This is a genomic window from Flavobacterium sp. MAHUQ-57, from assembly GCF_051908335.1.
Classification (GTDB): domain Bacteria; phylum Bacteroidota; class Bacteroidia; order Flavobacteriales; family Flavobacteriaceae; genus Flavobacterium.
Window position 1 is genome coordinate 1,730,212 of sequence record NZ_JBPZTE010000007.1, and the last position, 13,013, is coordinate 1,743,224.

The following is a 13,013-nucleotide window of genomic DNA, read 5'->3' on the forward strand; positions in this document are numbered from 1 at the left end:
AATAATAATTCGACAATTATTTGTCAAACAATAATAGATTTTAAAAATGACGAACACTCTTTTTCCTGTATTCTTGAAAACCGAAACTGCTCACTTTTTGATTGTGGGTGGTGGAAACGTAGGTCTTGAAAAGACAGAAACCTTGTTGCGACAAAATCCTAATGTCAGAATCACAATTGTAGCCACTTATTTTCATCCGGAAGTGCTTGAAATTGGAAGCCAAAATGATAATGTAGAACTATTGCAACGACCTTTTGAAAAAACGGATATCGAGGAGAAAGACTTTGTGATCATCGCTACCGATGTGCCTGAGTTGAATGTTAGGATTCGAGATCTAGCAAAAGGCAAAGGCATTAAAGTGAATGCTGCAGATCAACCGGATTTGTGCGATTTTTATTTGGGGTCGATCGTGAATAAAGGTGCGCTAAAAATTGCTATCTCTACGAATGGCAAATCACCGGTTTTGGCCAAAAGAATGCGCGAATATTTTACCGATGTAATTCCAGACGGAATTGATAATAGTATTGAACAATTGAATTTATACCGAAAAGAACATAAAGGTGATTTTGGTCAGAAATTGGCCGATTTAAATAAAGTGACTGAAAGTCTATCACCTAAAAAAAAGGAAAAGAAGGCGGCCAAGAAATATCAGAAAATGGTTCTAGAGATTACATTGCTGTTTATGGTTTTCTTTGTTGGTTTTGGTGTTTCGAAGTTTATCACGTTCGATGAGGCAGCGTCTTATTTTAATCAAATACCCAATGTTTTCTTTGGAATGTTGTTGGTTGGTTTTTTTGCGCAACTGGTAGATGGCGCTTTAGGTTTAGGGTATGGAGTCACTTGTTCTACAAGTATGATGTTACTCGGTATTAAATTGCCAGCAATTAGCGGAAGTATTCATACTGCCGAAATGTTTTCCAGTGGAATTAGTGGTTTTTCACATTATAAATTTGGAAATGTCAACAAGAAGTTGTTTTTCTGGATAGCCATTCCTGGTGTAATCGGAGCGGTAGTTGGTGCTTTGTTGTTGATTTATTTAGGAAACAAATATGAAGCGATTACTTATGGATTATTGGCGAGCTATACTTTGTTGATTGGAATTCGTTTAATCATTCTGGCATTTAGAAAAAAAATCGAAAGAAAGCCTTTAAAAAATACGGGTTTTTTAGGTTTTTATGGAGGTTTTTTTGATGCATTTGGTGGAGGCGGTTGGGGTCCGATTGTAACATCTACTTTATTAGCTAAAGGGAGAAAATCTAGTTATGTTATCGGGACCGTTAGTTTGGCTGAGTTTTTTGTAACACTCGCTGCTTCCATTACTTTTTTTGCATCGCTAGGTATTAGTCATTGGTATATCATATTAGGGTTGATTTTGGGTGGTTCGGTTGCGGCGCCTATTGGAGCTAAGCTGGCGGGTAAATTACCTCAAAAAACTGCATTATTATTAGTGGCTTTTCTAGTCATAGTATTTAGTGTAAGAACATTATTTAAAATTGTGTAGTTTTTTACGATAGATTATTGCTACATCGATTTAATAAAAAACTCCTGAGTTATATACTCAGGAGTTTTTCGTATTTTGTTTAAAATAAATCAAGGATAAAGTGATTTGTTTCCGTTACTCACAATGTTACTACCTAGTCCAGAAAAAGATACCGAAAAAGAACTGTAGCTAAAGCTTAATGAACCTGTTGGTGTACATAGACCTAAAGCATATCTGCATTGACCATAAGCGCCAGTTTCTTTAGTTACTTTGCTTTCACTTCGAGCTGATCCTAATGACATATAGCCCCAGTCGCTAACGTCTGTGTTAGAAACGGTTGATCCAGTGTAGTAAATAGTAATTTGATAACCAACTTCACCTCTGTCTGAACCCCAAAGCCAGCTTGCTGTCCACCATTGTTTGTACCATTTAGATGTAATTTTTGCTTGTGAATTGTTGGAAGTTTCCACTTTTCCTTCAGTATCCATCATAATTAACCCGGTTAAGATGTTGTCCCAAATAATTCCTGAGTTTCTATACACACAAAGTGATGTATAATTTTGGCCATTTCTTGTCCAAGTTAATTTTAGTAGGTTGTCCTCCAATTGTATTTCTTTACTAATTTGTTCGCTGATATTTTTTTTAGTTGTTGCTAATTCATTACCAGAATGGATTTTTTTCATTTTTCCAACAACAACTGATTTTTTATCTTTAATATTACCAAAAGCAATTGTGCTCTCCTCATTTGAAATAACATTTTGTGCCGTTGTTATTCCTTCGGCATTGGAAATCTTTCCTAATACCTCTACTTCAGTAATTTGTAGTTCATCGTTTAGATAACGGGAAAGGTTGGCTTTTGAGAGATTCAATTGATTTTGAACAGCCTCAGGTAATTCTTGAGAAGTTGCAGGTGTTAATTTTTCTTTTAACTCCTCAATTAATTGTTTTTCCACAGAATTTTCTCCTGCCGAATCATTGTTGTCATGTTGACAACCGTTCAGTAGTAATGCAGAAAGCACTACTAACCCCTTAAGGGCATTTACCAATTTTGTTTTCATTTTGTTTTTTGTTTAAAATTTAATTGTAATAAAAATACTACAAAATAATTAATAAACAGCCTTAAAATGAATTAATTGACTTTTTTTATTTTGAATGTTTGTTTTATTGTTTTCAAAGCTAAAAAACATTGATGATTTTGATACAGTCAATTTGTAGAACTTTTTTGTCTAAATATACCCCTTTTTATTTGGGTTAATTTTTTGAAGGAACTAATAGCTAAATTCAACTGTAGTAAAACCTGTCGATAACATAGAGCTGCAAATAGGTTTTTAAGAGTGATTTTTTTAAGTGAATACATTAAGATAAGAAGGTTATAAAAGAGAATATTACGTGAAAAGGATTATTATTAGAATTATTTTAGTTTGAAGCGGGTTAATTTAGAATATTATTCTTAAAATTATTATTTCTTAAGTAAAATTTAGAAAAATAATCTATTATATTTTTTTAATTAGAAAATAATTCTACATTTGCCCTGTAAATAATTAGATATGAAAACAACAATGTGTTATATGACAATCATGATGTGGCTGTATGCCGCAGAGGATTCTATTGCATAATTGTTTTATATAAAATGTCAATATAACCTCTGCTTAAAAACAGAGGTTTTTTTTTGAATTCTAAGTTCCGTAATCTCATGATTACAGCTCTATAATTTTGTTTTTTGTTTGTTAAGACTGTCTTTGGTTTTACTCCCGAAGGCAGTCTTTTAAAAAAAAGTATGGGAGATTTGTGTTACATAGATGAAAGTTACGTGCTTAAATCGGAAATTGTGAATGGTGGAATTGAACTTACCTACCAAATTTTTGGTCAACCGATAGGAACGGCTCCAGCGGTGTTGGTTAATCATGCTTTGACAGGCAACTCCAATGTGGCGGGTGAAAATGGATGGTGGAAAAGGTTGATTGGTGAGAATGAAGTTATAGATACCGAAAAATTTACCATAATCTGTTTTAATATACCTGGAAACGGATTTGATGGAAAAAGAGAAAATTTACTAGCCAATTATAAAGAGTTTACAACAAAAACCATTGCAAATCTGTTTTGGGAAGGATTGAATTGCATTGGTATCGAAAAACTTTTTGCAGTTATAGGAGGAAGTTTGGGTGGAGCGATTGCTTGGGAAATGGGATTTTTGAAACCGCAAGCCATTGAGTACATTATACCCATAGCGACAAATTATAAAGCAACAGATTGGTTAATTGCAAATGTTTTAGTACAGGATCAAATTCTGAATAATTCCAAGCAACCAATACACGATGCACGTTTGCATGCAATGTTGTTATATCGAACGCCACAATCATTTCAGGCTAAATTCAAGACAAGTCATAATGAAGGTTTGTATCAGGTGGAATCATGGTTGTTGCATCATGGAAAGCAATTAGAAAATCGTTTTTCACTGTCATCTTATAAGTTGATGAATCATCTTTTGAAAACTATCGGTCAGGATATCGACAAGCAAGATTTATTGTTTTTTGCACAAAATACGAATGCAGTAATTCATCAAATAGCTATTACAACCGATTGTTTTTTTACGCCAGATGAAAACCAAAATACACATCAATTAATGCGATCCGTAAATGATAAGGTTCGGTATTCAGAAATTGAATCGATTCATGGGCACGACGCTTTTTTGATTGAATACGAACAGCTCAATGCTATTTTAAGATCGATTTTTATAATACACAATAACTAAACACAACACAATAAGCCGGTAAGTTCATTTTTTTTGATTTACCGGCTATTTAAAACAATGCAACGATGAAAATTTTAAAATTCGGAGGAAAATCTCTTGGAAACGGAAAAGGAATTGAACAGGTAATTGCAATTATTGCCAAAAAATATTTTGACGGAGAACGCATTTCTGTAGTTGTTTCTGCTAGAGGTAATGCCACAGATCAACTTTTGGCTATTTTGGAGAATGCCAAAAACGGAAATGATTATTCGCTAAGTTTTGCCGAATTCAAAGAATATCAAACTAACGCTACCAATGCTGATTTGTTTATTTCGGAGTTTTCAACTCTGGAAAAACTTTTCGAAGGTGTGAGTTTGTTGGGAGATTATAGTGAGAAAATAAAAGATCAGGTGGTTGCTTTTGGAGAAATTCTATCTGCGAAATATGTGACTTCTGTTTTGAATGAAAAAGGTTTGAAAGCGAGATTTGTCGATGCGAGAGAATTGATTAAAACCGATGCGAATTTTGGTAATGCACAACCTATTGATTCTTTAACTCAAAGAAACATTCAAAAATCGTTTGAAAATAACGAAGCGATTTCGATTGTAACCGGATTTATCGCCTCTACAGTCGATGGTGAAACAACTACTTTGGGACGCAATGGAAGTAATTATACTGCTTCTTTGTTGGCTAATTATTTAAATGCAGAAGAATTTCAAAATTTCACACATGTTGACGGAATTTATACCGCGAACCCAGATTTAGTTGCTGATGCCAAAAAAATTGAAAGACTGTCATTCAGTGAGGCCAATGAACTGGCTAATTTTGGCGCCAATATTTTGCATGCGAAGACGATTATTCCATTGGTGGAAAAAAATATTCCATTGCGTATACTGAATGTATTCAATCCGGATAATCAGGGAACATTAATCACTGCCGAACAAACCGATGAAGGTATTAAATCTTTGTCGATCTTAGATACTGTTTCTTTGATTAATTTGGAAGGCAGAGGATTGCTGGGTAAAACCGGTATCGATGCTCGTATTTTTAGGGTAATGGCAGATTACGGAATTAGCGTGAGTATCATTTCGCAAGGTTCTTCGGAAAGAGGAATTGGGATTGTGGTTAATGCTGATAGAGCTTCGGATGCATTAATAGGACTAAAAAAAGAATTTGAAACCGATTTTTATACCCGCGATGTGAATGCTATTACTGTGGATGATAATGTTTCGGTAATTTCAATCATTGGGCAGGATTTGAGTACGTTTCATAAGCCATATACTGCTTTAATTCGAAATAAAATCGTTCCCATTTTGTTGAACAATACTAGTACGGGAAGAAATATCAGTTTGGTGATTAAAAAACCCGATCTGAAACGTGCACTGAATGTAATTCACGGTGAAATTTTCGGTGTTTCCAAAAAAATCAATATTGCTGTTTTCGGACACGGATTGGTAGGTGGTACATTGATTGATCAAATTTTGTCTTCTGCCAAAGCTATTGAAGAGAAAAAAGGGATTAAACTGAATGTCTTTGCTATTGCGAATTCAACACAATTAATTTTGAAAAAAAATGGAGTGAGTGACAATTGGAAAACCGAAATTGCCGAAAATGGAAAATCTTACACGATTCAGGACGTGGTCAAGTTTGCCGATGAAAATCATTTGGAAAACTTAATTGTTGTTGATAATACAGCAAGCAAAGAGTTTGTTCGAAACTATGTAGAATTAATTGAAAATGGTTTTGATGTGGTTTCTTCCAATAAAGTGGCCAATACGCTGAGTTATGATTTTTACAAAAAACTTCGTAATGCACTTGAAAAAAACCAAAAGTCGTATTTGTATGAAACCAATGTTGGCGCCGGGCTTCCATTGATTGATACTATAAAATTGCTGCATTTGTCAGGTGAAAATATCACCAAAATTAAAGGGGTTTTCTCAGGTTCTCTGAGCTTTATTTTTAATCATTTTTCTGTGGAAGATAAGCCGTTTAGTGAAGTGTTGAAAGGTGCAATTTTGAATGGCTACACAGAGCCAGATCCAAGAGAAGATTTATGTGGTAACGATGTTGCGAGAAAATTGTTAATTTTGGCACGAGAATTGGATTTGCAAAATGAGTTTGACGAAATCCAGATTCAGAATTTAATCCCTGAAACCTTGCGCGCTATTTCAACCGAAGCGTTTCTAGGCAATCTTATTGAATTGGATGCGTTTTATGAAGAGGTAAAGCATAAACAAAGTGCCGGAAATGTTTTGCGCTATGTGGGTGAACTTTCAGGTGATTTGCAACAGGACAAAGGGAATTTGGAAGTGAAATTGGTTTCTGTGCCGGAAAGCTCCGCTTTAGGCCAATTGAAAGGTTCTGATTCGATTTTCGAAATTTATACGGAATCGTACGGCGAACGCCCGATAGTGATTCAAGGTGCCGGTGCAGGAGCTTCGGTTACTGCTCGTGGCGTTTTTGGTGATATTTTAAGAATCGCCGATAAAAGTTAATAATTGTAAATGAAATAATGTAAATGGGTTCAAAATTAGTGATACTTGCAGCGCCGCTGTTTTTGGTTTTTCTTCTATTGGAATATTATATCGCCAAAAAAAGAAATCAAGAAGTGTTTAAATATGGTAGTTCGGTTTCGAATATTTCTATTGGAATTGCCGAACGTTTCATCAATTTGTTTGTTGGTGGGTTATTTTATGCTGTTTTTGTATTTGTTTATGAAAACTTTGCCTTATTTGAAATTACCAAAATGTGGTATGTTTGTTTGCCGTTGCTTGTAATTGCCGATTTTGTTTGGTATTGGTACCATAGATTCGGGCATCAAATCAACTTATTTTGGGCAGCGCATATTGTTCACCATCATAGTGATGAGTTTAATTTTACAGCAGCAACCCGTATCACCACCATTCAGGCGTTTATCAGAACGCCTTTCTGGTGTTTATTGCCTTTGTTGGGTTTTCATCCGGATCAGGTAATGCTGGTTTTGGTTTTGCATGGGATGTATTCTTTTTTTACACATACTCAGGTAATCAATGCGCCTAAATGGTTGGAATATGTTTTAATTACGCCTTCACTTCACGGTGTTCATCATGCCTCGAATGAAAAATATTTAGATAAAAATTTTGGCGATGTTTTTGTCTTTTGGGATAAACTCTTCGGGACTTTTCAACAAGAAGAGGAAAAGCCAGTTTATGGTATTACTCATCCTTTAAACAGATACAGTTTTTTGTGGCAGCATTTTCATTATTATCTTGAAATTATTGAAGGTGTTAGAAGGGAAGCAACAATTAAAGGTAAGTTGAGAATAATTTTTGGGAGCCCGGAAGTTATGGATCAGAATATTCGACCAGAGTTAGAGAAAACTTTTTTTGAGGAAAGAAAGGAAACGACTTTGAGCGAGAATTTGAAGAAATACGTAAATAGCCAATTGTTTTTTGTGTTCTTATTGTTGACTTTTATCACATTTTCTTTTGCTGATTTGGACGGTTTTGAAAAATTTAATTTCACAGGAATAGTGATTGTAACGTTAATTAATATCGGCGCATTGCTAGAACAAAAAAAATGGATTTACTACCTTGAAATTTTCAGATTATTTTTCTTTACGATGCTTTGCAGTCATCAAATAGATAGTTGGCTACTTGTTTTCGTAATGCTTAATTCATTGGTTCTACTTTGTTTAAGTAGTGCTTCCAAGAAATGGTATTTTTACCATTTTTTAGAATACGAAAGAATTGACGGGTAATTTTCTGTTTAAATAAAGAAGCATAGAATAAAAATCCAATTCAAATCATATTACTAATAAAAAACGGAAAATATTTCTTTTTCCATTTTTTATTAGTACTTTTGCATCGTTCATAATTTTAGTATCGTTATCAAGAAAGCGGGAGGGAATAGACCCTGTGAACGCTTAGCAACCCTACGCTTGTAGAAGGTGCTGCATTCTAGCCTCTATGCTATTTTTTAGTACAGTAAGGCAAAGATAACTAGAGTAGTTTTCTCTCTCTTTTTAGATAACATAATGGAATTGTGTGCCCCAAATCAGGCATGTATTGCCTATTATGTTACAAATTATGTCAAAAATTCAATCCGAAATTAAAAATAGAATTCTCGTGCTCGACGGTGCCATGGGAACTATGTTGCAACGTTACAAATTCGAGGAAGATGATTTTCGCGGAGAACGTTTCAAAGATTTTCCACATCCGTTAAAAGGGAATAACGATTTGCTTTCGTTGACCCAACCTGAAGCTGTAAAAGAAGTGCATCGTTTGTATTTTCAGGCTGGTGCCGATATTGTTGAGACCAATACATTTTCCGGTACAACTATTGGTATGGCTGATTATCATATGGAGGATTTAGTCTACGAACTGAATTACCAATCCGCAAAAATAGCGCGTGAAGTCGCTGATGAGTTTACCGATAAGCCTCGATTTGTAGCGGGTTCCATCGGGCCTACAAACAGAACAGCATCCATGTCGCCTGATGTGAATGATCCAGGTTACAGAGCGGTAACGTTCGATGATTTGCGAATTGCCTACAAACAACAGGTAGAAGCCTTGTTGGATGGTGGTTGCGATGTACTATTGGTGGAAACCATATTTGATACCTTAAATGCAAAGGCAGCCCTTTTTGCAATTGAAGAGGTTAAAGAAGAACGAAATATTGACGTGCCTATCATGGTGTCAGGTACTATCACTGATGCTTCTGGAAGAACTCTTTCCGGACAAACAGTTGAAGCTTTCTTGATTTCTGTCTCGCACATTCCTTTATTAAGCGTAGGTTTTAATTGTGCTTTAGGAGCAGATTTGCTAAAACCTTATCTGAAAACGTTAGCACACAATACATCATTCAATGTTTCTGCTCATCCCAATGCTGGTTTGCCCAACGCCTTTGGTGAATACGATGAAACTCCAGAACAAACTCAGGCATTTATCAAAGAATACCTGGAAGAAAATTTAGTGAATATAATAGGTGGATGCTGTGGAACAACCCCAGATCACATTAGAAGAATGGCAGAAATCGCTAAAAATTATAAGCCAAGAACAACACAAGAAGTAGTTTGATACAATGAGTGAGGAAAGAAGAAATTTACTATTATCAGGATTAGAGCCTTTAATTATTACGCCAACTAGTGTTTTTGTAAACGTTGGTGAGCGGACCAATGTTACGGGTTCAAGAAAATTCCTTCGATTAATAAAAGAGGAGAAATATGATGAGGCTCTCGATATTGCTAGACAGCAAGTGGAAGGGGGAGCTCAGATTATTGACATTAACATGGATGAAGGAATGCTGGATGGTGTACAAGCCATGACCCGATTTCTGAATCTTATTGCTGCCGAACCCGATATCTCCAGAGTTCCTATCATGATTGATAGCTCGAAATGGGAAATTATTGAAGCAGGTTTGAAAGTAGTACAGGGGAAGTGTGTTGTGAATTCTATTTCGTTGAAAGAAGGAGAAGCAACATTCATTGAACATGCCAAATTGATTAAAAGATACGGTGCAGCAGTTATTGTGATGGCTTTCGATGAAGTTGGTCAGGCAGATAATTACGAGCGTCGAATCGAGATTTGTCAAAGATCGTATGATATTTTAGTGAACAAGGTGAATTTTCCACCTCAGGATATCATTTTTGACTTGAATATTTTTCCTGTAGCAACAGGAATGGAGGAACACCGCTTGAATGCTTTGGATTTTTTCAGAGGTACGAAATGGGTTAGAGAAAATTTACCTCATGCACATATTAGTGGTGGCGTAAGTAATGTTTCTTTTTCGTTTAGAGGGAATGATACGGTACGCGAAGCCATGCATTCGGTTTTCTTATATCATGCCATTCAAAATGGTATGACGATGGGGATAGTAAATCCGGAAATGTTGACCATTTATGATGATATTCCTAAGGATTTATTGGAACATGTAGAAGATGTTATTTTAGACCGCCGTGATGATGCAACCGAGAGACTTTTGGATTTTGCTGAGAGTGTAAAAGGTGAAGTAAAAACAGCGGAACGTGCCGGACAAGAGTGGAGAAATGGTTCGGTGCAGGAACGTTTGACGCATTCTTTGGTGAAAGGAGTGGATGAATTTATCGAAATCGATGTGGAAGAAGCACGCCTTTCAGTAAGCCGTCCTATAGAAGTTATCGAAAATCACTTGATGAACGGAATGAATGTGGTTGGTGATTTGTTCGGAAGCGGAAAAATGTTTTTGCCGCAGGTGGTAAAATCAGCTCGTGTAATGAAAAAAGCCGTGGCATATCTGCTCCCATTTATCGAAGCACAAAAAGACGGAAAATCATCAAGCGCAGGACGTGTATTAATGGCTACGGTTAAAGGTGATGTACATGATATCGGAAAGAATATTGTTTCGGTGGTGTTGGCATGTAACAACTTTGAAATCATTGATTTGGGCGTAATGGTGCCGCCTGAAAAAATCATTGAAACTGCCGTTAAAGAAAAGGTGGATATCATTGGTTTGAGCGGCTTGATAACTCCATCATTGGATGAAATGGTATATCTGGCCAAAGAATTGGATAAACTGAATATAAAAATCCCGGTGATGATTGGTGGAGCTACGACCTCCCGCGCGCACACTGCGGTGAAAATTGCTCCTGAATATAAGGAAACAGTCGTGCATGTCAATGATGCATCTCGAGCTGTAACAGTTGCAACTAATTTATTGCAAACGGATACAAAGTTGACTTATGCAAAATCTCTTCGTGATGAATACGATACCTTGCGTGAAGGCTATTTGAACAGAAGTCGTGAGAAAAACTTTCTGTCAATTGCAGAGGCTAGAAAGAACAAGTTCAAAACGGATTGGGAAAGTTATCGACCAATTAAACCTAATTTCATTGGCGCTAAAACGATAGCAATTGATTTATCTGAATTGGTAGATTTCATTGATTGGACACCTTTCTTTCAATCGTGGGAATTGTATGGTAAATTTCCAGCCATTTTAACTGATGAAGTAGTGGGCGAACAAGCGACTTCCTTATTTGAAGATGCTCAAAAAATGCTGTCTCAGATTATTGCCGAAAAATGGTTTACTGCTAAAGGTATTTTAGGAATTTTTCCAGCCAATCAAGTCAATGACGATGATATCTTGGTGAGTGATGAAAATGGAAAAGAATTGGTGCAATTTTTAACGCTTCGTCAACAATCTCAAAAAACGGCGGGTGCACCTAATATTGCTTTGGCCGATTTTGTAGCACCTATTGAAGAAGTTCAGGATTATATCGGCTGTTTTTGTGTAACTACCGGTTTTGGTGTGGATGAAAAAGCGACTGAATTCGAACAACAATTGGATGATTATAATTCAATTTTGGTGAAGGCTTTGGGGGATCGATTAGCAGAAGCTTTTGCCGAATACTTGCATTTAAAAGTGAGAAAAGAAATTTGGGGATATGCATCCGATGAAAATCTGACGAATGAAGAATTAATCAAAGAAAATTATAAGGGCATTCGACCAGCGCCAGGTTATCCTGCCTGTCCGGATCATTTGGAAAAACCGACTATTTGGAAACTATTGAAAGTAGAAGAAAATATAGGGGTTACATTGACTGAGAGTATGGCGATGTGGCCAGCCGCATCGGTTTCGGGGTATTATTTTGCCAATCCGCAAAGTAAATATTTTGGTCTTGGAAAAATCAAAGAAGATCAGGTCGAAGATTATGCTAAAAGAAGAAATATAAGTAAAGAGGAAGCAATGAAATGGCTTTCACCAAATATCGCCGATTGAATATTTGGAAGAACTTATAAAATATAATTCAAAATCAAGAATGAAAGTAACGCAACATATAGAAAAAGCCAACGGAAGAACACAGTTTTCCTTCGAAATTTTACCGCCTTTAAAAGGTCAGAATATTCAATGCATTTTTGACGGAATTGATCCGCTAATGGAATTTAAACCGCCATTTATAGACGTGACATATCACCGAGAAGAATACGAATTCAAAGAACTGGAAAATGGTTTATTGCAAAAGAAAATTGTAAAAAAACGCCCCGGGACAGTAGGGATTTGTGCAGGTATTCAAAATAAATACAATGTAGATGCTATTCCTCATATTTTATGTGGTGGGTTCACCAAAGAAGATACGGAAAACCTGTTGATTGATCTGGATTTTCTTGGAATTGATAATGTGGTGGCATTGCGTGGAGATGCTGTAAAAAGTGAAATTTATTTCAAACCTGAAAAAGATGGAAATACCTATGCTTCCGAATTAGTAAAACAAATCAGTGATCTGAATAATGGATTATATTTAGATGCCGATTTACAAAATTCTAATGCTACCGATTTTTGTATTGGTGTGGCAGGTTACCCTGAAAAACATATGGAAGCACCCAGCATGGATAGTGATATTTACTTCATGAAACAAAAAATTAAGAATGGAGCCGATTATATCATCACGCAAATGTTTTTCGATAATCAAAAGTTTTTTGAATATGTTGAAAAATGTCGTGCCGCTGGAATTACTGTTCCTATTATACCGGGATTAAAACCAATTGCCACCAAAAAGCAACTGAATTTGATTCCACACCGATTCAAAGTGGATTTACCGGACGATTTAATTATGGCTGTGGTAAAAGCTAAAGATAATGAAGCGGTGAAGCAAATTGGTATCGAATGGTGCATCAATCAAAGTAAAGAATTAGTAAAAGCAGGAATCCCTGTATTGCATTACTATTCTATGGGTAAAGCTGAAAATATTAAGGCGATAGCCAAAGAAATTTTTTAAATAGAAAAGGCTGCAGTTGCAGCCTTTTTTGATATTGCGATTGTGAGTACTAGCATTGCATTCGCATAAGT

At 35.8% G+C, this 13,013-nt stretch carries 8 protein-coding genes and 1 riboswitch; of the genes, 7 read left to right on the top strand and 1 reads right to left on the bottom strand.

Translation table 11 applies throughout. From position 1 onward, the window contains the following. Nucleotides 1–46: 46 nt before the first annotated feature. Nucleotides 47–1,501, top strand: a complete 1,455-nt coding sequence (locus ACS8MM_RS15700; RefSeq protein WP_379718805.1) for a TSUP family transporter — start codon at nt 47–49, stop codon at nt 1,499–1,501. Between the two features lie 89 nt (nt 1,502–1,590). On the opposite strand, the gene ACS8MM_RS15705 is transcribed toward ACS8MM_RS15700, so the two are convergent. Then, complete coding sequence (locus tag ACS8MM_RS15705) at nt 1,591–2,538, bottom strand: hypothetical protein (RefSeq protein ID WP_379718808.1); 948 nt, start codon at nt 2,536–2,538, stop codon at nt 1,591–1,593. Between the two features lie 719 nt (nt 2,539–3,257). Here ACS8MM_RS15705 and ACS8MM_RS15710 point away from each other — a divergent pair. The 6 genes from ACS8MM_RS15710 (at nt 3,258) to metF (ending at nt 12,942) form a co-directional block, all read left to right on the top strand. Beyond that, nucleotides 3,258–4,232, top strand: coding sequence for an alpha/beta fold hydrolase (locus ACS8MM_RS15710; protein WP_379718811.1), 975 nt, complete (start codon nt 3,258–3,260; stop codon nt 4,230–4,232). Nucleotides 4,233–4,297: 65 nt separating this feature from the next. Further along, nucleotides 4,298–6,706, top strand: coding sequence for a bifunctional aspartate kinase/homoserine dehydrogenase I (gene thrA / locus ACS8MM_RS15715; protein ID WP_379718814.1), 2,409 nt, complete (start codon nt 4,298–4,300; stop codon nt 6,704–6,706). 23 nt (nt 6,707–6,729) lie between these two features. Continuing rightward, entirely contained in the window at nt 6,730–7,950 is a 1,221-nt protein-coding gene (locus ACS8MM_RS15720) for a sterol desaturase family protein (protein WP_379718817.1), read from the top strand. Nucleotides 7,951–8,074: 124 nt separating this feature from the next. Then, nucleotides 8,075–8,194: riboswitch (SAM riboswitch) on the top strand. A gap of 84 nt (nt 8,195–8,278) precedes the next feature. After that, a complete protein-coding gene (locus ACS8MM_RS15725) occupies nt 8,279–9,268 on the top strand; it encodes a homocysteine S-methyltransferase family protein (RefSeq protein WP_379718821.1) in 990 nt (329 codons plus the stop codon). Between the two features lie 4 nt (nt 9,269–9,272). After that, entirely contained in the window at nt 9,273–11,945 is a 2,673-nt protein-coding gene (gene metH, locus ACS8MM_RS15730; protein ID WP_379718824.1) for a methionine synthase, read from the top strand. 40 nt (nt 11,946–11,985) lie between these two features. Continuing rightward, nucleotides 11,986–12,942: a methylenetetrahydrofolate reductase [NAD(P)H] gene (gene metF, locus ACS8MM_RS15735; protein ID WP_379718827.1), complete on the top strand. Its 957-nt coding sequence runs from the start codon at nt 11,986–11,988 to the stop codon at nt 12,940–12,942. Nucleotides 12,943–13,013: the final 71 nt, after the last annotated feature.